This is a genomic window from Diplocloster hominis, assembly GCF_032380655.1.
GTDB lineage: Bacteria > Bacillota > Clostridia > Lachnospirales > Lachnospiraceae > Diplocloster > Diplocloster hominis.
This window is the reverse complement of the sequence record NZ_JAWDIY010000002.1, coordinates 201,888-225,132: the sequence shown is the minus strand read 5'-3', so window position 1 is coordinate 225,132 and position 23,245 is coordinate 201,888. Positions and strand designations below refer to the sequence as shown.

Sequence of the window (23,245 nt, the reverse complement as noted above, 5' to 3'; positions counted from 1 at the left end):
GTCAGATTTTATAGAGATATTCCGCAATCTCCCAGGAAGTAACCTGCGTCCGGTATGCTGTCCATTCCGCCTTCTTAGCCTCCAGATAACGCCTGCAAATATGGTCTCCCAAAACATTCTGAATATACAAATCCTCTTCCAGGGCCTGGACCGCCTCGATCAGCGTTCCGGGAAGCATGCCGATCCCCAACTCTTCCCGTTCCTGCTCCGTCAGTTCGAAGATATTTCTGTCAATACTGTCCGGCGGCAAAATCTGATTGCGGATGCCGTCCAGTCCGGCAGCCAGGCACACAGCCAGCGCCAGATAAGGATTGGAGGATGCGTCGGGGCATCTTAATTCCACCCTGGTTTTTTCTCCTTTATTAGAAGGTATCCGGATCAGAGGACTGCGGTTCACCGCCGACCAGGCGATATACACCGGCGCCTCAAATCCCGGGACCAGCCGTTTATAAGAATTCACGATCGGATTCGTGATGGCTGTCATTGCGCGGATGTGCTTCATGATGCCTCCGATAAAATAATAGGCCTCTTTGCTGAGTCCTGCCGAATCGGAAGGATCATGAAATATATTTTTGCCGTCCTTGTTCAGAGACATATTCGTATGCATTCCGGAACCATGCACGCCATACTTCGGCTTCGGCATAAATGTGGCATGCAGGCCGTGGCGTTTTGCTATGGTTCTGACGGCCAGCTTAAAGGTCATAATATTGTCAGCGGCAGTCAATGCCTCGTCATATTTAAAATCAATTTCATGCTGCCCGGAGGCAGCCTCGTGATAGGAATACTCGATTTCAAAGCCCATTTCTTCCAGGGTCAGCACCATATCCCGTCTTGCGTTCTCTCCCAGGTCCACAGGACTGATGTCAAAATAGCCGGCTTTTTCATGGGTGGTTGTAGTGGGCTGTCCGCTGTCATCCGTGTGAAAAAGGAAAAATTCACATTCCGGACCAACCTCGAAAGTATATCCCATATCCTGTGCTTCCCGGATTACTTTCTTGAGTATATATCTGGGATCTCCCTCGAAAGCCTCCCCATTTGTGCGGTGTACATCACAGATCAGCCGGGCAACCTTTCCCTGTTGGGGACGCCAGGGGAAAATCTGCAGCGTATCATAATCCGGATACAGATACAGATCGGATTCTTCGATTCCTACAAAACCGTCGATTAGGGAACCGTCGAACATACAACGGTTATCCAGCGCTTTGTTCAACTGGCTGGAGGTGATCGCCACATTCTTAAACATCCCATGCATGTCGGTGAACTGAAGCCGGATAAACTCCACATCCTCTTCTTCCACAAGCTTCATAATGTCTTTTTTTGAATATTTACTCATATCCCGCTCTCCTTCTCCGCTGTTTTCCCTCAGGTTTCTGGCCGCATAAAGCGCCAGGATTCTGGAGTACACACCTATTGAAAAAAAGGCATACCCAAATTATGAGCACGCCTTTGTCCTTTCAAAAATGATAACAAACGCCTTTGTATTTGTCAATCGCTGATCTGTTTAAATTTTTATTTCGGCAATGTACCAGAATTTTCCTCTGATCAGACTCCATAATCATGATATTTGCCCAGGAATTCCCTGGTACGCGCATTGTCGGACTGGAAAATATCCTCAGGAGTCCCCTGCTGCGCAATCACTCCATTGTCCATAAAAATTATCCGATCGGAGATATCTCTGGCAAATGCCATCTCGTGTGTAACGATCACCATGGTGATATCCAGATCTGCCAGCGAACGGATCACCTTCAGCACTTCACCGGTCAGTTCCGGATCCAGGGCGGAGGTTGGTTCATCAAAAAACAGAATCTTTGGATTCAGCGCCAGAGCTCTGGCAATCGCCACCCTCTGACACTGGCCGCCCGAGAGCTGACAGGGATAAGCATCCTCTTTATCCGAGAGCCCCATTTTTTTCAATAATTCCCTGGCCTCCTTATACACCTCATCCTTCGGTCGTTTCTGTACATGAATCGGTGCGTCCGTTATATTTTTCATTACGGAAAAATGAGGAAACAGGTTAAAGTTCTGGAATACCAGGCCATAGTAATTTTGTATCTTTTTTAACTGTGCACTTTTCGCATAGACGGCATTTCCATTTTCATCCGTCCACACCGCCTGTTCGCCCATATAGCTCATCGTTCCGCTGTCCATCCGCTCCAGCATCGTCGCGCAGCGCAGCAGCGTGGATTTTCCGGAGCCGGAAGGGCCTATAATCGACAGTACTTCTCCTTCTTTTACAGACAGGGAGATATCCTGAATTACTTCCAACTCATCAAATGTCTTTCTTAGATTATTGATTTCCAACAGATTCATCCTGGCGCCTCCCTACCGGTAATAGTTAAATTTCTTTTCCACAAACTCCATAACACTGGCCACCAGCAGATTGAATACATAATAAAACACGCCGGCTGCCACATAGGGAATCATACTGACCTGGGAGGAAGCCAGCGCCTTCGCCTGGGTAAACATCTCCGTAACGGCTATGGCAAAGGCCAGGGACGTATCCTTAACCAGGGTGATCACTTCATTGGTAATCGAAGGCAGTATCCGTTTGATCACCTGCGGCAGGATAATCTTGAGAAAGGTCTGGGCCTTGCTGTACCCCAGAAGTTTCGCCGCCTCGTACTGCCCGTCAGGCATAGACTCAATGCCTCCCCGGTAGATCTCCGCGAAATACGCGGCATAATTCAATCCGAATGCGATAAATGCCGCATACAGCCGGTAACTGTTGGTCACCTGGAGTCCCAGAATATAGTAAGGTCCGAAGTACACCACCATCAACTGCAGCATCAGAGGAGTTCCCCGCATAATGGATATGTAGATTTTAAATATTGTCCGAATGATCGGATTCTTGGCCATGCGCCCGAAAGCTATTACCAGGCCCAGCGGCAGCGAAACGATCAGCGTCACGCAGAATATCTCCAACGTTGTCAGCATACCACTGCCCAGTTTTGATAACAATAATGCCCAGTTCACGTTTTATCCTCCTGTCTGCAGGGACGGAATTGAAAAATGCGGGCGAGTCAACGCCCGCCCGACTGTATTCCGAACCTGTATATCTTTTATCTTTTCTTAGTTATTTACCGATTGTGGTGATATCGGATCCGAACCATTTGGTGGAGATCTCAGCTGTGGTTCCGTCTGCCGCCATCTCTTCCAGTGTCGCCTGCACCTTGTCCCTTAATTCCGTATTGTCCTTCTTAAACGCGATACCGTATTCCTCGGTGGCCAACACGTCATCCAGTACTACAAAATTGTTCTCTCTGTTCGCGATCTGATAATCAGCCACTACGCTGTCCATTGCAATGGCGTCCACCGCTCCGGATTCCAGATCCATAAATGCGGTATTATAATCGGGAACTGCCTGCAGCTGGCCAAAGCTGCCGCTTAATTCGGGATCATCATTCAAGGCTGCCTCTGCGGAAGAATCCGCCTGTACATCCACAACTTTTCCGGCCAGTCCCTCTTTGGAATCTATTCCGGAATCTTCTCTCACCACAAATACCTGCTTATTATTCAGGTAAGGATCTGTCCATGCATAGTTCTCTTCCCGTCCGTTCATAGTGAAACCGTTCCAGATACAGGTAATCGTGCCGGCATCCAGCTCCATATCTTTGGAATCCCAGGCGATCGGCTGAGGCACATATTCCATGCCAAGCCTCTTCGCTACTTCCTGTGCCATCTCCAGGTCAAACCCGGTGAATTCACCGTCGTCTCCCACAAATCCCATGGGCGGGAAATCCTGATCGAAACCTACGATAAAGGAACCGCCTGCTGCTGCATCCGAAGCCGGAGCTGCCGTCTCCTTATCCGTCGCGGGTGTGGCAGATGCCTGTACTTCTTCGCTGTTCGCAGGTGTCTCCGAGGGAGCCGCAGCCGGAGCTTCTTCTTTATCTCCACAGCCTGCTGCAAACATACTGACTGTCAATGTCAATGCCAATAAAACTGCTAACTTTTTCATAACTAATCCTCCTGTTTTCCTTTGGTAGTGCTCTACCCTATTAAAGCATTTCCATATTATCATGCAGGGGGCGGGGTTGTCAATATCTTTCCTGCTATGGCTGGATTATGGCTGGATTACAGCTGTATCCGGTTCAATAAGCTGCGTATATCAACCATTCACTTCCCATTCGGGGAAACCCATATTCTTAGCAGAATTGTATACTGGGTGAAGAATCTCCTCCAGATTTTTATAGAAGGTATCTTGCCCGATTGCCGGATCGTAAAGCTTCACTAGTGCGTCCTGACTGTTGATGTGCTCTTTTTTACAATGTTCAAACAGAGCATGAACCGTCCTGTTTTTCCACATGAGCTGATAGGCCTGATATTCGACCCTGCACAGCCTTCCAAAATAGGTATTCCAATCAGGAAGCCGGTTACTCTTGCTGCTGTTGACGTTTTTGGTGGTGGGAGTCAAGTTGTAGAGCTCATCATGAGCGACATAGGACCAGGGGATAAAATGGTCGATCGAAACTTCGTCACCTTTCAGTACGCTGCCGGTATAGATGTCACAGACAGGCTCGGCCGCCACGATAGCCTTCCAGTACTTTTTCACTTTTTCCAGATGGCGCTTCGTGGGAGGATCGATTTTATTAGGTATTCCGGGTACACTGGGATTCCTTTTCTGAAGGTACTCGATCATATGAAATCGTAACCATCCCAGCAAAATAGACTGATTGTCTAGAATATAATCCAACCATTCCCTGTTAATACGGATACTCCTTTTGAGCCCCTGGACCTGATCATAATAGTAAAGCAGATGTTTTTCCTGGTTCATACGTTCAATTACTATGGTCTGGCTCTTCCAGAAGGAAGCCTTCGCTCCTGTAAGAAAAGGCGCCTGCAGCCGGAACGGCACATGCAGTGCCAGTGTCCGTTTCATCTGTAGTACTTCAGGTTCCTGATTGTCCTGGAGATATTTCAGGATATTTTCTTTTTTCTCCGTTGTTTTTAAACCGCTATTTACATATACCTGAAACACCAGCTTTTCCAGCGTATCCGAAGGCCCAAAGTTTAGACGGTATTCTGACACCATATACCAGGCGTCTGCAATCATATAATCGATAATCTCAGAAAAAGTTATCAGATTCTTCCCCTGTATCACGTGTTCAATGACCGCCTGAAACCAAAATAGTTTATAGCTCTCACTCATATTATCGAACAGTCTGGAAAATGAGTGGATGGGCAGCTCAGGTGAGTAGGGCAATTCCATTTTTTTATCTCCGGTTTCCTATCAAAAAATTGTAATTCCATATAGTATACTATCTGATATCTCATATTTTCATACGCTCTCGTCTATTCAGTAATAACACATTTCGACCGTTTCCGCAATATATTCTTTGCGTCTGTATATTCTTCACATCTGTATACTCTGGCCTTGTTTTGCAAACAGCAAAAGGATCAGAACGGTACTGGCTGATATAGAAGGAATAAAGGGCCGGGGAGTAAGGAGCCGGAGATGCCGCAGATCTATATGGCGAACGTTTATAATCAGAAATAATACGGTGCTGATCACATGGTTCGCCGTCCATCTTAAGAAATATGGATAGTCTGATTCCTGAAAAGTCAGGAAAAGAGCTGCGCACAAATATACTTTTGTGTCACCGGAAGAAAACACCCTTCCTTTTTGTAGGAGGTATAAAATAACACAATAAATAATAATACCAATTATCTGTTCACGGTATTCTAAGAACGGAGTATTTTTTCCATAAACAAGATACCGGAATACCCACAGGATTATTCCTGTCACTAAAAATAAATGAGAGATGGCTGGATACAGCAGACCTGTATAATGATCGGTATAGCTCATAACAGACAAATAGAGAAGCAAAGCAGCAAATACCGCTGTCTCAATAAAAGAATACAGACCAGATAATAAAAATATAAACGCGCCAAAGCACAGGAGAACTGTAAATAAACGTGGGACAGCTGGGAGTTGCAGTTCCAGATCTTTTTGCTTTATATAATGCACGATAAATTGAAAAGAAACGGATAAAAGGACAGTGATCAAAATTCCTTTCATCATCTTCGATCCGCCAGCCTGATCCTGGTTTTTAATTCATCCAGCATGTTTCCTGAAACACGGAATTGAGGATACACGGTCTTCGTCAGCTGGTTCCCGTCATTTCCTGTCTTATAGGCTGTCACTTCGGTCGTATAGGCACCTTCCTGGGTATATAACGGGACATAGAACTCCTGGGTAAGCTCCTGACTCATGGCGGGAGACAGATCATATTCCTGATCCAGGTGATTCGGGTTCCACTCATCTTCCTGACTGATTAGCTCCTGTGGAAAGGAAACTTTTACCTTTTCGCACATACCATATACTTTAATAGTCAAGATTCCCTGTTCACCGGTTTTAAAAACAGGATCATGCGGTTCCAGGGTTCTCGTTATAAAAGCCTCCACCTCCAGGATCGGATCCCAGATTGCGTACAGGGTGGTATTCTCGCCCAGCATGATTTGCTGCGCAGGCTGATAGGAACCCAGATTCGTATCTGGTTTCGTACTCCAGCCCAGAAAACGGCAGCCGTCCTTTTCAGGTGTCAGGGGACTGATCGTAAAATTGGCGGAATCGGCATTAACAATGCTCCTTGTCTCTGCTGATGGTGCATCCCTCCCTCCGTTTGCGTCATAAGATAAGGTGATCGTCTTTTTCCAGACCGCGTACAAGTGTATTACAGAATCCTGTGTGGACGACAGATTTTGTACGGTCTGCCGATCCGTGTAACGTACCGTGGCAGAAGACACGCTGGTGCTCCATCCCTGGAATAAGGCTTTGTCCCGTATAAAGCCATTGGTATTGAGCGTTTGTGCCACATCGTAGGTATGTTTGCTGGATACTGTATTTCCTCCGGTATTTCCATTGCCGTGATAAGATACGGTATAGGTTACGGGTTTCCAGGACGCTGTCAGGGTTACAGATCCGGTGGGAGTCCATACAGTCCCCGCATCCCCCACCTTCTTTCCATTTAAATACCACCCCTGAAACAGATAACCGATTCTTTTTACTGCAGGCAGAGTGACGGCGGACTGCCTGTAGTTGGCTGTCAGGCTTCCGTTGCCCGTGCCAAAGGTGTAGGTACTTCCATTTATGGTTCCGGAGCCGGAACGGCTCCATCCGGTAAAAACTTTTCCGGCAGTCAGCGTCTTACTGCCCTCTCCTTTGTTCGCATTACAATACACCGTATATCCAGCCGGCGGAACCGGAGCACCTATCGATCTGCTTGTCCCCCATTGCTGCCTGCGCACACTGATTCCCGTACTGCCTTCCCAGCTGCCACCATTCGGGTTAACCTGCAGGGAGAAGGTCTGCTTTTGGAGCTGAATCGTTACGGTACGAGGTCCCTGCACTACGATACCGCTGGGTGTATCTACCCGGATACCCAGATCGTAGAAAGTGGAAGCACTCACGGTAAAAGCCTGTGATGTCAGTGTATTTCCTCCGTTCGGAAGACGGTTTATAAAATAGTAGTCCTTCCATATAAAATCTCTGTGATCCACAAATTGCTGCAAGGTGGTGGTTCCGCCGCTGTTCTGAACATAGGGCGTACCGGCGAACTCATAGTAAGCAGGCATCTGCCAATGAATTGGAACCGAAAATTCCTGTATGTAGGGAGACCCGCAGTCTCCGCAGAAGGTATAGGGAAATACGGATGCCGTGTTGGAATCCAGCCGCATTCCGCAGGGATTTCCTGATAAGGAAAGATACAGAACAGCTGGAAAATTCCGGTAATAAAATTGTTTTCCGGATAGTCCGCTGACCTGGAGGACCGCGATTCCAAAGTCCCGGTCCGGACTGCAGATCTTAATATAAATTCTGCCGGTATCATCCAGATACCGCCAGTCCCAGTGGCCGCAATCTCCATTTCCCAGTGAGGTGGCGGCGTCTGCGCGATAAGGGGTCATTAAGATCCAGCTTAACAGCAAGGACAGAAAAAACATCAGCTTCCAGATCTTTTTCATATTATTTAACCTCTTTCTATAGATCGTGTATTCTTTTAAATGTAATTTACTGATTCTGTAATTTACTGATTCTCAATTTTACTGTATTTTACTGATTCTCAACAAACCGCTGTTTATTTTTTCGTTAAATGTCTGTTCCATTGCCTTTGGAATCCACAGATTCAGTACAGTGGCTGCCGGCTGCTCCTGTTCCATCGGCATACGCTCCACTCTGTTTCCAGAGGAGGTAAAAGCTCCGGATACATAGATATTGGTAAAGACACGCTCATTTACCCCGGTTTCCCGATCCGTAACCGATAAATTAATACGATCGCCTGTTCTTAAGATCCCTCCTACCACCTGGGACAGATCGGTGACGGACACACTTACTTCCACCGGTTCCTCCAGTTCTTCCAATAATTCAGGAAATTCGCATAGTTTTGATACTGTCATGATCTCCCGCTCACAGATGTCCTCTTCCGTAATATTTCCGGCCAATCGCTTACTGTCTTGAATCGCCTGCTCCGGTATGAAAGAGATAGGCACATAAGTCTCCCGGAAACTGTCCGCTATGATTTCATCCGTTAATTCCGTTCCCTTTGGTATGTAAGCTGCCGCCAGAACTACCAGCTTTTCTTCTTCCTTTTTCAGAAAACCCGCTTCCAGCATCAGAAGCAGAAGGAATACCAGAAAAGCCATGAAAAAGCTGAACAGGAATCTCCATGCCAGATTCTTTTTCTTTTTTTCTTTTTGGTATTTCATTTTTATTCTTTTCATTCTTTTGTTTTTATTCTCCTTGTCCTTTTTTGTGCCAGGACGTATGTAATCTTTACAGCTTCCCTTAATGAATGCCCATCGGGCGGGGTGGCAGCATTCGCTGCTCTAAAAGGTTGGTTCATTCTCTCGTTACCACGTCCACACTCTTTTGAACCGTTACTTCTCTGTCCTGATCCCTCCATCCCCGTATCGGGAAACTGATCCTGCTGTAGATCGTAGTACTTTCGATCACTGTACCGTCCGGTGTTCTCACATCCCCCTGAATTCCCAGGCAGTTTTTTGCCAGCCAGACGCCATCTTTTTTTCCCGTCTGATAAATCAAATGGTTCTCTACATTATATATAATAAAATCCTCTATTCGAATCTGTCCCTTCAGCAGACTGTTTTCCAAAGCAGTTTCGTGCTCATCTAACCTCAGGTTTTCTCTGAGAGCCGTTCTGAATTCCTCATACGCCCGAACTTCATCGCTGATCAGTATCTCATGTGAGACGCCGAATTCCGCCAGATCAATAACGGCGGCGGCCAGATTAGAGGCCGTCAGTCCATCCTGCGCATAGTTCCTGGTAATTTTGATCATTCTGCTCTGATACAGGAAAAGGATCAGCAGTAAAACAATACTTACCATGCTTAGAGAAATGACATATTCCACGGCTCCCGCTTCTTTTTTCCTATCATTAGACTTTCTTCTTATTTCTCGGACCTCCTAATATTTCGCAGTGGAAGCTTTCCGTATTCTCACAGGTGTCAGTACTTCTGTCTGGTTCAGGCCGGCAAATCCGCTTAGACGTTGTTGTTTCTGTCGGATCATTCCCTGTATCTGTAATATTACCTGATTACCATAACCCACTTCACCCCTGGTTGTGCCATCCAGATTGATCTGTTCCATACCCAATTCGGACAATTCCTGTATCAGTTCCTGGCTGTCAGAATCTGTAAGATATCCCTGCGTCTCCATCCGCAGAATATATTCCCGTGCCAGACTATCCAGCCTGTCCCTGGAATCCAAATCAGACATCCAGTTTAAAAATACAATTCCGATAATTCCCAGCATCAGGATACTTAATATACTGGGCATGAACTTAAATATGCTTCCCTGCTCTTTTTTTCCCATAAGATAAGACCTCATTTCTGTTACATACTGAACAACTCAGAAACCTTCGTATTCATTGATGTCATAATCGTTGTGATCAGACTGCTGATCTGAGTCCGGAATATCAGGATCAGGGCCACGGCTATCACAGCCAATGCCACCTCAGCGATAATTTCTTTTCCTCCCAGCTCTTTTTTCATCATCTTTCCTTCCCATCTGTGTATTATCATCATGAATTCCTGTTTCCATATATTTTTCATATTTACCTCCATTCGCGCGTTTTCGCGCATATATAGGGATGGATGAACGTCTTTTTGCTCAACCGAACCCTCCTAAAATAGAATAATCGAATCCATTATCTCAGTTCCCAAGCCCAGCAGGCAGACCCCCATGATTCCCACAAAAATCAGCAGCTGCAAAACCTGGATTTTCCGATCCAGCTTTTCTTTTTCTTTCATATGTATCGCATGCTGCATATCGGTGAGCTGGGAGGATACGTCCTCGAGAACCTGTACAGTACGACCGGATTCTAACGACTGCTGCAAAATCATACATAAAATATCAATATATTTATTCTCAAACTTTCCATGAAACTCATCCAACGCGTTAGTTATATCGCTTTTTGCTACGATACGGTTTGTCAGGGTCAGAAGCGCCGCCTTCAACCTACCGTTCTCTACAGCAAGATAGCATTCCGAAAGTGAATAAGTCAGATACACTCCAGCCTTCGTCTGTATTCTGAGCGTATCATAGACATTCTTTATATCCGCCATCATTTCATCATTGTCCTGGTTGTTGGACAGGCGGATGAACCCATCAGGCGCCTGAAATCCAACCGGCAGCAGCAGCAAACCTATCACAGGGTGAATCTGTAACCCCGCAGCCAAGCACAGCAGCGCAAAAAATCCTTTCACTGCCAGATAGGAAACCGGATCGGCTTTCCCTGGAAACATATAGGTAACCCCGTAATGTTCCAGATAATCCTGAATTCGGTCATATCGGAAATATGGTAATCCAGTGGTTTTCATTTTCCGTCTGACCTGTCCGCCCATCTGATTGCGCCACTGGATCAGACGTTCCTGTACCTGTGTGTAAGATACACTGCAAAGTGCCAGCATAAGCAGCACCGGACATATAAGCTCGGTCACTGTTTTCCCTCTGCTGATCATTTCCATGACCTCCATCTGTGAATAGTGTCTCCTTTCTTTTCATTATTTATCATTCTTTATGTGTCAGCGGATACTTTTATTATGATTGTCCTTTTTTCCCTGCGAAAAACATGGAATACAGGCAGGCAAGCAGTACGATCATACAGTACAGCGCAATGCCGTTCCCAATCACAGAATGGAATAGCACATACAGAAACCCATGGCGGATAAAACCGTTCAGCATACTGGTTACAACAAGGCAGAGCAGCAGAATAATACTGATTTCGATACGTCCATTGTCATACAGTGCTTTTCTTTCTTTTTGATCCTGCAGATATTCCTGCAGGCTTCTGCGGTTGTCGCGGATAATTTCCGCGTAGTTCGCCTCATGCCTGGAACAGATCTCCAGATTCCGGATCAGATTCCGGAACTGGGGATGTTCGATCTGAAGCTCCAGATTTCTCAGCGCCTCCTCCACATTTCCCGTATTGCGCGCCGTACTCACACACTCCTGAAGTGCCGGGCGCAGTGGTACATCCAGATAGGGACAGACCTTTTCGAAAATAAAAATCAGATCGTCGCTGGTTTCACTGAAGTTTTCCAGCAGATTGGCAAACTGTGTAATGCTGTTCTGTGTTTTTTTATAATTGGAAACAGAAAGACTGTAGATTACAAGATAAAAAAGAAACATGGTAAAAGCAGCAGCCGGAATCGTCAGAACCCAGATTCCGCTCAGGCTTTTGGCCAGTGCGGCAGCGGCCACGGATGCCGTCATCATCAGAACCAGAAATATTTCGGTATTCAAAAACGGCAGATAGTAACGGATATTGCTCTGAAGGATCATAAGATCAAAACGGTAAAGAACGCTTTTTCTCCTGCCTGCCCCCTCCTCAAACCACCGTTTGGTCTCCTCCCTTCTGCGGCCTTCCTCCTGTTCTTCCGACAGGCGATAAAATTCCAGCAGTGCCCGTTCCACCAATCGCTGCTCCTTCAGGAAATCATGGAGATTCGTAAAACTGGCGAACAGCAGCGGAAGCAGAAGTATCCGCAAACAGAAACTGATTTCTTTGATCAAGCGGTATCATCCCTCCTTATATTATTTTTCTATATTTCAAATCGTTATTTATCCGGTCCCAGCCGTCTATCTGGGAGATCTCCCTCACTTTAAAATTTTCAAGGAAGACGATCGTGGATATATGACACAGCATATGCAGCGCATCTTCCCGGCTGTAATCGCTTTCGTATTTTACATAATCAGCCAGTTTATTCAGCCCTTCCGTAGAGCTGGCTCCATGCACGGATGCCCAGCACTTATGCCCGGTATATGCCGCATTTAAAAAATACAGTGCTTCACCTCCCTTGATTTCCCCTATGATAAAATAGTCCAGGTCCGTCAGCAGGCCATTGCGGGCCAGATCCTTCAAATCATATCGGATCTTTCCCTCACCCTTGCTGGATACTACGTGCTGAAACATCAGATCCGGATGTGTATTGGAAAACAGTTCTTCATTTTCCTGAATCACCAGGCCGGAATTAGACTCCGGGATACAGTCCAGCAATGCGTTCATCAGGGTGGTTTTGCCGGACGCCCCCTTCCCGGTAAACAGGATTCCAGAAGCCCGGGACGCTTCCTGCCTCATCCATTCTGCGGTTTCATCACTCAGCATACCCATTTTTATCAGATCTGCCAGCGTATTTTTCTGCTTGGCAATCTTACGTATATGCAGATAAGGGGTGTCTACGGAGTTAACAAACTCAGTCGTGATATTAAAGCGCAAAATAAACTTAGGATTTGTTGTTTTGTCTGTAAAGTTCTGAACCGCATTCAAATCGCTCAGGTTCGTTCTGTTTTTGATAACCACCCGGTCCACAAACCGCCGATACGCCTCTTTACTTCTGAATTTTAAGGGCGAAGTCATACGCTTCCCATACCTTTTTACCCGTATATGATTCTCATCCAGCACTTTAATATCTGATATGGACTCATCATTGATCAGCTCATCCAGAATATCATAGCTCCACAGGAATTTGCGAAAGCGTTCCAATACGATACCGGCCAGCGGCTCCCCTACCTGTCTGTGTTTCAGGTATTCCCTTACCTCTTGCAGGAATTCATCCCTGCTTTTCATCCCCCGTTCGACCAGATTCAGCGGTTTCATATCAACTCTGGTAAAATAGTCAATGACGTCATCCAACAGTTTATTTACAAAATCTCCCTGAAGAATATGCTCCCTGTTTTCCGTCCGGGTTTTGTTTACATACAATTCGCTCCTCCTTTCTTTCCGCTCCCCGATCTTGTTTATTGTTATGGGCACTTACGTGCGATGCATGAAAAATAGTCAGTGAGGCTTTTTCGAGCGCTACTATTTTTTATCGCTATGAGCACTTAGTGCCTGTATTTTAGGCACTTACGTGCGATGCATGAAAAATAGTCAGCGAGGTTTTTTCGAGCGCTACTATTTTTTATGAAACTCTCCCTGATCACCTCTCTTACTTTAAACCAATTGCTGTCCATTCCCATCATAGAAATCCTGTCAACACAGCTTCAGAATACCTGTGCCACCTGATGGATGATCATAAATAGGAAATACCGTTCAACGCTTGAAACAGATTGGACAATACATCAGTAAATGGAAAAAATCAGATAAATAAAGTAATGAATGAATAAAATAAAACAGATACAAAACAGATCAATCAGAATTATTCTTTAAAGAATGTACAAAGATCATATCTCAAAATGAGGAGCATGTCAACTCTGCATTCTAACCAAAAAACGCCTTATTTTTAACCCTTATTTTTTACACCCGTACCATTGATTTCTTTCTGTCCCAAACCAGGCCAGACCGTAATCATCATGGTAACAAAACACGCAGTTCCCCCGATAAAATTCGATACCGGCTCAGCCAGAAACACTCCATTCGTGCCCAGATTTCCCATCATTGGCAGAAGAAGAGTCAAAGGGATCACGATAATTGCCTTTCGAAGCAGCGAAAAGAATACAGCCTGCCTGGATTTGCCCAACGCCACGAATACGGACTGTCCGGCGAACTGCAGAGACATCATAAAAATGCCGAAAAAATAAATCTTCATAGCTGGAACACCAGCCTTTATAAGTTCAGGCTCGCTGTTAAACAGGTGGATGAAAAACCGGGGCGCCAGCAGTAATAAACCCCAGACCGCAAACGTATAGATGATACACACTGCGGTTGTGAATTTTATAGCGCTTCGCACCCGTGCGTACTCCTCAGCCCCATAATTAAATCCCATCACCGGCTGGGCACCATTGGTCACCCCCATCACCGGCATGGTTATAATCTCCCGCACCGAGTTGATCACTGTCATGACCCCAACATACAGATCGCCCCCGAAATTTTGCAGTGTAGCGTTGCAAATGATCTGCACAGATCCATTGGTGACAGACATCACAAAACCGGACATCCCAAGCCCTGTAATACTTTTGAGCAGCTCAGCCTTTAACCGCATCCCTTCCCGGTTCAGCTTCAGAATTGCCTTTGGCCCCCGCAGGAACTTAAGCACCCAGACGGCAGACAGCATCTGGGAAATCAAAGTGGCTGCCGCAGCTCCCTGCACCCCCATCTGAAAAAAAAAGATAAACAGAGGGTCCAGTACAATATTTGCCACCGCACCCAGAAGTACAGTCATCATGCCGATTTTACCAAATCCCTGTGAATTGATAAAACTATTCATTCCCAGGCTGATCATTACAAATACGGTACCCAGCAAATAGATGGTCAGATACGCATCTGCGTAAGGAAACGTTGCACTGCTGGCGCCGAACAGATACAGCAGCGGCTTTTTAAACAACAGGCAGAGTATCATCAGAATAAAGCCGGTAATCAAAAGCATGGAAAAAGAATTTCCCATAATCTGCTCCGCTTTTTTGTTTTCTCTCTGTCCTCTGGCTATGGAACACAGCGGTGCCCCGCCCATTCCGAACAGATTGGCAAACGCCGTAATGATCGTAATTATTGGCAGCGCCAGGCCAAGTCCGGTCAACGGCACTGTGGACGCTCCCGGAATATGCCCAATATAGATCCGGTCTACCACATTATATAGTACATTAATCAGCTGAGCCAACGTCATGGGCAGCGCCAGGCTTAAAATATTTCCCGAAACGCTGCCCTTGCTGAAATCATTGTTCACGCTCATGTTTCACAACTCCTCATTTTCCGTCCGCATCTGCAGCCTTTGTCGTCCGGATCTCGCGGGCCAGAATTAATGCTCCTTTGGCACAGGCGGGGCCCACCATTTCATATAGGATACTGGAAGACAGTATAATCGTAGAAAGCATGGTTCCCATCCGGGGCGGCAGAATCCGCTGTCCCAGGGCGGCCAGTCCGATCGCCACACCGGCCTGCGGCACCAGGGCCAAACCCAGATATTTGCGCACCTCCGGGGAAGCCTTACCGATCAGAGCGCCGGTCCAGGCCCCCACATATTTGCCGAGAATCCGTACACCAAAATAAACCACGCCGATCACACCGGCCGACACCAGCATGGGAACATTCAGCTTCATACCGGAAAGTACAAAAAACATCAGCATGATAGGCGGGGAAAAATGATTCACCTGTTTAAACAGGTTCTTTTTTTCGATCACATTTACATATACCGTTCCCATAATCATACAGGGAAGCAGAGGGGAGACATCCAGCATCGTGCACACCCCGGTCATGGCAAAAATCACTGCGTTGATCAGGATCAGTCTGTGATCCCTGGACCGGCTGTCCGATATGATCCATTTCAAAAGATAACCGCACACGGCTCCTAAGAAAAATACCCCCAGATTCACCAGCAGAGGAACCAGGAATACGTTCCACCTCATATGTCCGGCACCGCTCTCCAGTTGATCCGCAATGGCCGCGCACACGCTGAATGCAATCAGGGCTACCGCATCATCCAAAGCTACCACCTGCAGGATGGTATTCACCAGCTCTCCTCTGGCATGATACTGATTGATCGTCATAATCGTCGAGGCCGGCGCCGTGGCAGATCCGATCGCTCCCAGCAAGATGGCAAAGGGGACCGACAGATGAAAGAGAAAGATCATCGTCAGCGCCACCACCGTTCCAGCCAGTAATGCCTCGAATACGGTTATGATAATGATCCGCCTGCCATTTTTCTTCAGTTCCTCCAGTTTAAAGTATTTTCCTACGCCAAACGCAATGTAAGCCAGAGCTATGTCCGTGATAAACCCCATTCCCTCCATAATATCAGGCGAAATCAGATTCAAGACATAGGGGCCGATCAGCACCCCCGCTAAAATATACCCCGTCACATCCGGCAGATGCAGCTTTTTCGTGATCCTGGTCATCAAAAAACCTGCAATCAGAATCAACGCAATACTTAAAATTACCTCCGCAGAAGAATTTCCAATCCTGTCGAGAAGAGCCATCCCACCACGCTCCTTTTCTCTAAGGCGATGTCACACACGCCCACACAGATAATATACTCCCTACGTAATCCCGTTATGCTTTCACTCATTATAGCACAGTTTTCATGTCTTAACCACCAAGGAGCACGGCTGGACGGCTCCGGCGCAAAAAAGCCGGTCCCTCTCAGAAGCATAAGGCCAAAGACACAGCGTACACCGGTATGATCAGTGCCATATGCAGCCATATCCACCCTCTGCTGCAAACATCATTCTCCTTACCCAGATCTTTTTTAAAACCAGGAAAATTAATTACCAGAAGCAGAATCAGGCAGGCAATAAACACCGCGTTAAATATCTTCGAATATAGCGCATAATTCTTCACCGACCATATGATCTGGTTGAGATTTACATAATGTAACTTTCCGGTATTGATCCCCGGCAGAAAGTTCGCCAAAAATCCTCTTGCCACAAAAGAAGGCCCCATAAACCCATTGGTATTCAGGTGGACCAGAACCGTGCTGGCGGACAACAGAACCTCAAGTATCATATTCAACCGCAGATATTTTTTATTGGATATTATCACACACAGCAAAAATGGGTAAAGCAGGATTAACCGGTAATAAAAATATTCCGTAAACCCAAAGAACACGAACTGCGTCGCCATAGCAATATAAATCACATACTGCCGCCACTGCTCCTCCCCCTTTGTCTTAACCACGTAAGCAAAAAAGTAAACCAGACACAGGACCAGAATAAAAATGGAAGTGTTCACCACAGGACCAAAAGAAATATCTTTACTCAGTATTTTTCCGATCTCATCTCCATATTTAATTGCGCCATTCATCGACTTTTGATACAGAGGCGCATTGTGGTAGATCAGAGAAAATAAAATCGTGAGCCAGAATCCGCCCAGTATCCGATATATAATTTTATCCACTCGCTTTTCTATAACCAGTACCAATCCAATATAGGTAAATATGAAAAATGGTTTGGTCGCTATCGCAAAGGAAGATAACAACATAAACAGCCCATATCGTTTTTTCAGCAGAAAATAAACAGCCATAATTCCAAACATACAGATGACCACATCATTTTGTCCGGCAAAGCAGACGGCAATATATACATGAACCGCAGATACCATCAGAAGAGCTGCGAGCCAGCTTCTGTATCGGTTTCCGGTCATAAGCAATACGATCTGATACATAAAATAAGCCGTAACCAAAAGTGCCGCAACTAAGAAAAGTTTGGACCAGATCAGCATCAGAGAATTTTCAACAATCCGGAACCCGAAAAACCTCTGAAGAATCCAAATCGGTATATTCCAGACTGCCCAGGGAAGAACACTGAACACACTGGTCCCCATGTCCTTGTGCATGGCACCGAACAGGTTTTCCCGGCAATACGCATAATAATCCAACGGCTTTCCATCGAAAACGACGTCCAGAAGATTCGTGGACCAGATCGTCCAGGACACACCGTCCGCATAAGTATATGTAATCAGGATCAGTCCTCCGATGATTCCTGCGATTACCCATTCAACCGGCAGGACCCGGCAGCTTTGAAACCAAGCCAGATAACTTTTGTCAAATTTTTTCTTATTCATTTTCACTCGCTCCTTGATTGTCGCAGCCAGGTTCCCAAATTGTCTCCTCCTGTGATCGATTTCCAGCACATATAGTTATGGGGAAACATTTTTTGTTCCGTCTTTCCTTCCTGTCTAATTCTTGACACCTCATCAAAAACCCATACCCGCAAGTCAATATGTAGTGAATTATAGCACGCTAACTCTTTTTCTACAAATCAATCCGCTCATTTAATTCTTAATTTTTAATAGGATAACCTTAATTTTTTCTTAAAGCAGAACAAACGTTCAACAGTTTGTTACGATTCTCATAATTGTTTTTCGTAACAATTCGTTGTAGAATATTAATAAATGGTAACATTGATATTCATTTACAAAAGAGGGGGATTTCTATGAAATGGTATCAAAAAACAGGTTGGATTCTGGCATTTTTAGTCTTGTTCTTTCCTGTTGGCTGTTTTCTTATGTGGAAGTATAAAAAAGAATGGAAAATGCCAATAAAAGCAGGCGCCAGCGCGTTATTTGGAGTATTCTTTTTGATTCTCTTTCTTTCCACATTTTCATCGGACACCAGCCAAACTGCCGCGCTTACCGATCAATTGGAAGCCATACAGAACGAAAAGCAGGAACTGGAAGCACAGGTTGAATCTCTGTCCGCCGATCTGTCCGCTCTGAAGGATGAAAACCAGACGAACGTGGCAAAGATTGAGCAACTGCAGGATCAGTTAGAGACAGCTGAACAAACCATAGACTCCCTGGCTGACTTAGATCAGACGGAGGATTTACAAAATCAGATCGATTCCCTGAAACAGGAGAACACAAAACTAACGGAAGAAAATGAAAAATTGTCTTCCCAGATCGCATCTGCTTCTGTTTCCAATACATCAAAATCATCTCCGGATTCTTCCGTATCAGCTGGTACCGACGCTCCTTCCCAACCGGCCGACACGGATGCTCAAATCGTACTGGTTACCAAAACTGGCAGTAAGTATCATAACCATAAGTGCGGCAATGGCACTTATTATGAATCAACGCTGGAGGACGCCCTGGCAAGGGGATTAACGCCATGTAAAAAGTGCTTTTAAACGTGTTGAAATAAATACATACTTCCATAGACTCCACATATATATGTATAAAACCATATATTGTGGAGTTTTTATATGTGGAGAATTCCAAAAACAGAGTATAAAAATCTGAAAATACCAACGGTTGCAAAATCCGGTTTTTTCTGGTTTGTACTGCTGCTGTTGATTGTATGCAGTGTCCTGTATTTACCAACCGTCACCTCGGTCAGCAGTTCGGTGGACGGGCGCGAGCTTCCGATTTACTGTGTGGAGACACCGAAAAAACAGGTGGCCCTAAGCTTTGATGCCGCATGGGGCAACGAGGATACTCAGACATTATTGGATATTCTGGCGAAATACAATGTCCATACAACCTTTTTTATGACAGGAGGATGGGTGGAAAGTTATCCTGAGGATGTAAAAAAGATTCTGGCAGCCGGCCATGACCTGGGCAATCACTCACAGAATCACAAAAACATGAGTCAGTTAAGCGATGAGGAATGTAAGCAGGAGCTGATGAGTGTACATAATAAGGTCAAAGAACTGACCGGTTATGAGATGTTTTTGTTTCGTCCCCCCTATGGAGATTATGATAATCATGTGATCACGAATGCCCGGGAATGCGGCTATTACCCGATTCAGTGGGACGTGGACAGCTTGGATTGGAAAGATTATGGGGCTGACAGCATCGTACAGATGGTAACGCAGAATGAACATCTAGGTAACGGCTCCATCATTCTTATGCATAATGGAGCCAAGTATACAAAAGACGCTCTGGAAACAGTAATTACCACTCTGCAGGGTGCGGGTTATGAACTGGTTCCGGTTTCCCAGTTAATCTGCCGGGATAATTACCACATGGACCACGAAGGACGCCAGATCCCGGACAGCAAATAAAAAAATCCGTTCAGGTAACCAGTGTCGCTTTCGTCCGGCAGAATAACAGTATTATAAACCTCCAAACGGATACGGACCACTGAGGTGGCTCCAGTAAGTCAGGCTTAATAGCGCAGTGATTCTTAAGCTGCTGCTAATTAGGCCTAACTTATTAGAGTCACCTGTGCAGCCCGCTTTGGAGGTTTTCTATTTACATAGTTGCCTTGCGGCTGTCTCTATTTACCACAAAGATGCCAATACAAACCAGCACCAATGCGGTCAGTCCCATCCACCCAAAAGCCTGCTCCTGTTCATGCAGCAGCAGAGCGGACAGAACAACTCCGAACACCGGATTCATAAAACCAAATACCGCTACCTTCGACGCCGGGTTATATTTCAGAAGATTCCCCCAGATCGAATAGGCTCCCGCCGACACAATGGCCAGATAGAACAGCATTCCCGTCGATCCAGCCGTAAACGTCGTGATCTCTCCGCCGGTCAGCAATCCGCACATAGTTATCACTAGTCCGCCGATCACAAACTGATAGCCGCTCAGCAGCATCGGATCTTCATCTTTTCCGAACTTCTTCAAAAATACGCTGGACATGGCGTATGAGAATGCCGACAGCAGGATGAAGCCTTCTCCGTTCAGTTTGATTCCCGTATCCAAACCGCCCTGGTTCAGGTTGACCAATACCACACCGGCGAATCCCACCATACAGCCCAGTATTTTCGACACAGTCAGTTTCTCCTGATGAAAAACAAGACAGGCCAGCAGAATAACAAAAAACACATTGGCCGCTTCGATTATGGAGGATTTCACTCCTGTCGTATTCGCCAGGCCGATATAGAAAAATATGTATTGAATGATCGTTTGGAACAAGCTTAGTATCAGGATCTTCTTCCAGGCTGCTTTCCTGGGTACCATGAATTTTCGTCCCATCAGACTTCCTATTATAATGACCAGAATCCCCGCCAGTGTGAACCGCATACCTGCGAACAGCATCTGGCTGCTCACCGCATCCGCCGGAATCTCAAACAGGCTATATCCTATTTTAATACAGGGAAATGCACTTCCCCACAGCGCGCAGCAGATCATTGCCATAAGACACAGCACCGGTGTTTTCTTTAACCATTCTCCCTTTTTCGATGACATATTGACTCATCCATCCCTTTCGCAGCAGCTAATCCAGGTGTTATTCCAGACGTTGCTTCTCTTCAAACGGGTTAATCATATCATTTCAAAAGAAAAATCTCAAGAGTTATGTTTTCCTGAATTGCTGCACGATTTGTTGTATTTATGAATCGTTCGTTTAATGGATAAATAGAAGAAAAGATAATAATTCCTGCCATTCCATAAACTCTCTCCTATATATACAAATGGTACCTATTTTCAAAAGAGATCTTTCAAAGTTTCGAAAATCCACTGCGAGAAACGGATCGGGACACCGTTCGGCCATATACCGAATTTTGTCCCGATCCTAAGATATTCCCTCATAACATCTCTTCATTATATATCCCGGATAGAATTATTCATGAATCGCTCTATAGTTTCCCGATCTGGATAGGATGGAATCGTCCCCCGATGTGCCACCGTATAGGCGGAATATCGGTTAGCCCATGTGCAGGCTTCCGTAATCGATTTACCCCAGACCAGATTTGCAGCAAAAGCGGCCAAAAATCCATCTCCCGCTCCGGTTGTATCCACGGCTTTTTGTTTCACTCCTGGGATACGGATGCATGTATCATTCTCCAACACCATGCATCCCTCATCTCCCAGTGTCATAATCACGGTCCCGGGTAAGCAGATCTGTTTCACCAGGCGGATCACTTGTTCCCTATTCCCATTATCATTTCTCCGGGTCTGCTCCACCCCGCCGATTTGAGCCAGGATGCACGCCTCCTCCCAGTTGATAATCAGAATATCGATATCCAAAAGAGCGTCAATTCCATGCTCCGGCATCGGGCTGGCATTTAAGATCGTCCGCATTCCTCTGCGATGGGCGATCTCAGCTGCCTTAAGAGCCAGATCTTCGCGAATTTCAAACCCTGTGATCAGTATGTCCGGGGTGGGAAAATACCCGATATCCGCCTCCAGTTCCTCCGCCGTCATGGCATTGCTGCTGCTTTCACCGACAACAATGGAATTTCTTCCATTATGGTCCGTCAGTATAATACCAGTGCAGGTGTTTACTCGTTCGGAGCGGCGGATTCTGCTGATATCCACCCCTGCTTCTTTCATCCAGGAGATTCCTAAGTCACCCCAGTAGTCCTCACCGATCTTTCCCAGAAAAGCGGTCGGAACTTTTAGTCTTCCAAGAGCAATCGCTACATTGGATCCCTTTCCCCCGTCCTGTTCAAACTGCCAGTCCTGCCCCCGGATTGTCTCTCCCCATTTGGGCAGCCGGTCTATCCTGACATACTGCCCTACTCCATGATTATTAAATACCAGAACCCGGGGCTCTTCTTTTACAGCTACCATAGTTTTATTTTGTGTGACAACGGATGGTCACTGGAAACTTTGTCACAGCACAGTATCTTTTCAGGAATGTATTTAGTCAGGAAAGTCACCGGATATTCCAGGACAGGTTCTTTGCACATAAGCAGGATACGGATTACCGTGTTCTTCCATGCGCCGGTTGTAATCATAAATACAATCCGTCTCGATGTCAGTATGGATTTCATTCCGACCGTAATTGCCATGGGGGGAACCAGATCGTAGAAACCGCCAAAAGTCCGCTGGGCTAAAGCCACGATTGTATCTTCGTTAATCTCACGGATTCTGGTTTTTCCATTTCTGAATTGTTCCCGGGTAATTCTGTGATACCTGGAACGGGGCGCTTCGCAGAAAGCGATCAGTCCCTTGCAGCCGATACCTGCCCATGTGGTATCAATTCCGCCCAACTCCTGCACTTTTTGGTCGAAGCTATCCGGATCGTGTACATCCGGCCAGATTCTATGTTCCTCAGGAACATTGAGTTCCGGATCAATTCGGTTATAAAAACCTCCCTGCATGGTCCCCCGCAGGCTGCGGAAATTCTCCTCTACCGGATAGGGACGGCCTTCCCAATCCAGAAATTCGTCCATATGAAATACATACAGGTTTTTCAGACTGATCCTTTCCCGGTTGACCCGGTTGATAAAGGTCGTATACTGCTCCATAGGACCGGCAGGCAGGATCCACCTCGTCAGTTTACCTGCTCTGTTATTCCTGATCATATCTTCTGCCATCAGGTTACCGATCTCCTCCATGGTCTGTGCCTTTGTTTCAGACAGACGGACCGCTGCGTTTAAGTCCTCCCGTTTACATAATTCTCCAAATGGGATTCGGCACCATTCCTCGATTTGATCTATCGTCAATTGAAATTCCATTTT

22 protein-coding genes are annotated in these 23,245 nt (G+C 46.0%); 2 read left to right on the top strand and 20 right to left on the bottom strand.

What is annotated here, in order from left to right; translation table 11 throughout:
• Position 1: 1 nt before the first annotated feature.
• From glnA to ABC831_RS03015, 17 genes are all read right to left on the bottom strand, one after another.
• Entirely contained in the window at positions 2-1,333 is a 1,332-nt protein-coding gene (gene glnA, locus ABC831_RS03095) for a type I glutamate--ammonia ligase (protein WP_343246778.1), read from the bottom strand.
• A 209-nt stretch (positions 1,334-1,542) separates the two neighbouring features.
• Positions 1,543-2,310: an amino acid ABC transporter ATP-binding protein gene (locus tag ABC831_RS03090; protein WP_343246777.1), complete on the bottom strand. Its 768-nt coding sequence runs from the start codon at positions 2,308-2,310 to the stop codon at positions 1,543-1,545.
• Between the two features lie 12 nt (positions 2,311-2,322).
• Positions 2,323-2,973 carry an amino acid ABC transporter permease gene (locus tag ABC831_RS03085; protein WP_343246776.1) on the bottom strand — a complete coding sequence of 217 codons (651 nt, stop codon included), beginning with the start codon at positions 2,971-2,973 and terminating at the stop codon, positions 2,323-2,325.
• A gap of 100 nt (positions 2,974-3,073) precedes the next feature.
• Positions 3,074-3,958: an amino acid ABC transporter substrate-binding protein gene (locus ABC831_RS03080; RefSeq protein WP_343246775.1), complete on the bottom strand. Its 885-nt coding sequence runs from the start codon at positions 3,956-3,958 to the stop codon at positions 3,074-3,076.
• Positions 3,959-4,108: 150 nt separating this feature from the next.
• Positions 4,109-5,209 carry an HNH endonuclease domain-containing protein gene (locus ABC831_RS03075; RefSeq protein ID WP_343246774.1) on the bottom strand — a complete coding sequence of 367 codons (1,101 nt, stop codon included), beginning with the start codon at positions 5,207-5,209 and terminating at the stop codon, positions 4,109-4,111.
• A 144-nt stretch (positions 5,210-5,353) separates the two neighbouring features.
• Positions 5,354-6,022, bottom strand: coding sequence for a prepilin peptidase (locus tag ABC831_RS03070; RefSeq protein WP_343246773.1), 669 nt, complete (start codon positions 6,020-6,022; stop codon positions 5,354-5,356).
• Positions 6,019-7,962 carry an InlB B-repeat-containing protein gene (locus ABC831_RS03065; RefSeq protein ID WP_343246772.1) on the bottom strand — a complete coding sequence of 648 codons (1,944 nt, stop codon included), beginning with the start codon at positions 7,960-7,962 and terminating at the stop codon, positions 6,019-6,021. Before ABC831_RS03065 ends, ABC831_RS03070 begins: the two co-directional genes overlap by 4 nt.
• A 78-nt stretch (positions 7,963-8,040) precedes the next feature.
• Positions 8,041-8,718, bottom strand: a complete 678-nt coding sequence (locus ABC831_RS03060; RefSeq protein WP_343246771.1) for a CpaB family protein — start codon at positions 8,716-8,718, stop codon at positions 8,041-8,043.
• A 118-nt stretch (positions 8,719-8,836) separates the two neighbouring features.
• Positions 8,837-9,367 carry a hypothetical protein gene (locus ABC831_RS03055; protein ID WP_343246770.1) on the bottom strand — a complete coding sequence of 177 codons (531 nt, stop codon included), beginning with the start codon at positions 9,365-9,367 and terminating at the stop codon, positions 8,837-8,839.
• Positions 9,368-9,421: 54 nt separating this feature from the next.
• Positions 9,422-9,829 carry a hypothetical protein gene (locus ABC831_RS03050; protein WP_343246769.1) on the bottom strand — a complete coding sequence of 136 codons (408 nt, stop codon included), beginning with the start codon at positions 9,827-9,829 and terminating at the stop codon, positions 9,422-9,424.
• A 20-nt stretch (positions 9,830-9,849) separates the two neighbouring features.
• Entirely contained in the window at positions 9,850-10,068 is a 219-nt protein-coding gene (locus ABC831_RS03045) for a Flp1 family type IVb pilin (RefSeq protein ID WP_343246768.1), read from the bottom strand.
• Positions 10,069-10,140: 72 nt separating this feature from the next.
• Entirely contained in the window at positions 10,141-10,992 is an 852-nt protein-coding gene (locus tag ABC831_RS03040) for a hypothetical protein (protein ID WP_343246767.1), read from the bottom strand.
• 64 nt (positions 10,993-11,056) lie between these two features.
• The gene (locus tag ABC831_RS03035; protein WP_343246766.1) at positions 11,057-12,031 is read right to left on the bottom strand and encodes a type II secretion system F family protein; all 975 of its coding nucleotides are present in this window, start codon (positions 12,029-12,031) and stop codon (positions 11,057-11,059) included.
• Positions 12,032-12,047: 16 nt separating this feature from the next.
• Positions 12,048-13,220, bottom strand: coding sequence for an ATPase, T2SS/T4P/T4SS family (locus tag ABC831_RS03030; RefSeq protein ID WP_343246765.1), 1,173 nt, complete (start codon positions 13,218-13,220; stop codon positions 12,048-12,050).
• 520 nt (positions 13,221-13,740) lie between these two features.
• Positions 13,741-15,126 (bottom strand): MATE family efflux transporter, encoded by a 1,386-nt coding sequence (locus ABC831_RS03025; protein ID WP_343246764.1) that lies wholly within the window; start codon positions 15,124-15,126, stop codon positions 13,741-13,743.
• A gap of 13 nt (positions 15,127-15,139) precedes the next feature.
• Positions 15,140-16,369 (bottom strand): cation:proton antiporter, encoded by a 1,230-nt coding sequence (locus ABC831_RS03020; protein WP_343246763.1) that lies wholly within the window; start codon positions 16,367-16,369, stop codon positions 15,140-15,142.
• 163 nt (positions 16,370-16,532) lie between these two features.
• The gene (locus ABC831_RS03015) at positions 16,533-17,951 is read right to left on the bottom strand and encodes a hypothetical protein (RefSeq protein WP_343246762.1); all 1,419 of its coding nucleotides are present in this window, start codon (positions 17,949-17,951) and stop codon (positions 16,533-16,535) included.
• A gap of 371 nt (positions 17,952-18,322) precedes the next feature.
• On the opposite strand from ABC831_RS03015, the gene ABC831_RS03010 reads away from it, so the two are divergent.
• Both ABC831_RS03010 and ABC831_RS03005 read left to right on the top strand, forming a co-directional pair.
• The gene (locus ABC831_RS03010; protein WP_343246761.1) at positions 18,323-19,015 is read left to right on the top strand and encodes an SH3 domain-containing protein; all 693 of its coding nucleotides are present in this window, start codon (positions 18,323-18,325) and stop codon (positions 19,013-19,015) included.
• Between the two features lie 75 nt (positions 19,016-19,090).
• The gene (locus ABC831_RS03005) at positions 19,091-19,891 is read left to right on the top strand and encodes a polysaccharide deacetylase family protein (RefSeq protein WP_343246760.1); all 801 of its coding nucleotides are present in this window, start codon (positions 19,091-19,093) and stop codon (positions 19,889-19,891) included.
• Positions 19,892-20,081: 190 nt separating this feature from the next.
• On the opposite strand, the gene ABC831_RS03000 is transcribed toward ABC831_RS03005, so the two are convergent.
• From ABC831_RS03000 to ABC831_RS02990, 3 genes are all read right to left on the bottom strand, one after another.
• Entirely contained in the window at positions 20,082-21,026 is a 945-nt protein-coding gene (locus ABC831_RS03000) for a DMT family transporter (protein WP_343246759.1), read from the bottom strand.
• 354 nt (positions 21,027-21,380) lie between these two features.
• Entirely contained in the window at positions 21,381-22,352 is a 972-nt protein-coding gene (locus ABC831_RS02995; protein ID WP_343246758.1) for a ribokinase, read from the bottom strand.
• Positions 22,346-23,242 carry a sugar phosphate isomerase family gene (locus ABC831_RS02990; RefSeq protein WP_343246757.1) on the bottom strand — a complete coding sequence of 299 codons (897 nt, stop codon included), beginning with the start codon at positions 23,240-23,242 and terminating at the stop codon, positions 22,346-22,348. Before ABC831_RS02990 ends, ABC831_RS02995 begins: the two co-directional genes overlap by 7 nt.
• Between the last annotated feature and the right edge of the window lie 3 nt (positions 23,243-23,245).

What these genes read in the sequence shown, in the direction of transcription:
- glnA (WP_343246778.1), bottom strand. Translation starts at nt 1,333, where the DNA reads ATGAGTAAATATTCAAAAAAAGACATTATGAAGCTTGTGGAAGAAGAG.
- ABC831_RS03090 (WP_343246777.1), bottom strand. Translation starts at nt 2,310, where the DNA reads ATGAATCTGTTGGAAATCAATAATCTAAGAAAGACATTTGATGAGTTG.
- ABC831_RS03080 (WP_343246775.1), bottom strand. Translation starts at nt 3,958, where the DNA reads ATGAAAAAGTTAGCAGTTTTATTGGCATTGACATTGACAGTCAGTATG.
- ABC831_RS03075 (WP_343246774.1), bottom strand. Translation starts at nt 5,209, where the DNA reads ATGGAATTGCCCTACTCACCTGAGCTGCCCATCCACTCATTTTCCAGA.
- ABC831_RS03070 (WP_343246773.1), bottom strand. Translation starts at nt 6,022, where the DNA reads ATGATGAAAGGAATTTTGATCACTGTCCTTTTATCCGTTTCTTTTCAA.
- ABC831_RS03065 (WP_343246772.1), bottom strand. Translation starts at nt 7,962, where the DNA reads ATGAAAAAGATCTGGAAGCTGATGTTTTTTCTGTCCTTGCTGTTAAGC.
- ABC831_RS03060 (WP_343246771.1), bottom strand. Translation starts at nt 8,718, where the DNA reads ATGAAAAGAATAAAAATGAAATACCAAAAAGAAAAAAAGAAAAAGAAT.
- ABC831_RS03050 (WP_343246769.1), bottom strand. Translation starts at nt 9,829, where the DNA reads ATGGGAAAAAAAGAGCAGGGAAGCATATTTAAGTTCATGCCCAGTATA.
- ABC831_RS03045 (WP_343246768.1), bottom strand. Translation starts at nt 10,068, where the DNA reads ATGAAAAATATATGGAAACAGGAATTCATGATGATAATACACAGATGG.
- ABC831_RS03040 (WP_343246767.1), bottom strand. Translation starts at nt 10,992, where the DNA reads ATGGAGGTCATGGAAATGATCAGCAGAGGGAAAACAGTGACCGAGCTT.
- ABC831_RS03025 (WP_343246764.1), bottom strand. Translation starts at nt 15,126, where the DNA reads ATGAGCGTGAACAATGATTTCAGCAAGGGCAGCGTTTCGGGAAATATT.
- ABC831_RS03020 (WP_343246763.1), bottom strand. Translation starts at nt 16,369, where the DNA reads ATGGCTCTTCTCGACAGGATTGGAAATTCTTCTGCGGAGGTAATTTTA.
- ABC831_RS03015 (WP_343246762.1), bottom strand. Translation starts at nt 17,951, where the DNA reads ATGAATAAGAAAAAATTTGACAAAAGTTATCTGGCTTGGTTTCAAAGC.
- ABC831_RS03010 (WP_343246761.1), top strand. Translation starts at nt 18,323, where the DNA reads ATGAAATGGTATCAAAAAACAGGTTGGATTCTGGCATTTTTAGTCTTG.
- ABC831_RS03005 (WP_343246760.1), top strand. Translation starts at nt 19,091, where the DNA reads ATGTGGAGAATTCCAAAAACAGAGTATAAAAATCTGAAAATACCAACG.
- ABC831_RS03000 (WP_343246759.1), bottom strand. Translation starts at nt 21,026, where the DNA reads ATGTCATCGAAAAAGGGAGAATGGTTAAAGAAAACACCGGTGCTGTGT.
- ABC831_RS02995 (WP_343246758.1), bottom strand. Translation starts at nt 22,352, where the DNA reads ATGGTAGCTGTAAAAGAAGAGCCCCGGGTTCTGGTATTTAATAATCAT.
- ABC831_RS02990 (WP_343246757.1), bottom strand. Translation starts at nt 23,242, where the DNA reads ATGGAATTTCAATTGACGATAGATCAAATCGAGGAATGGTGCCGAATC.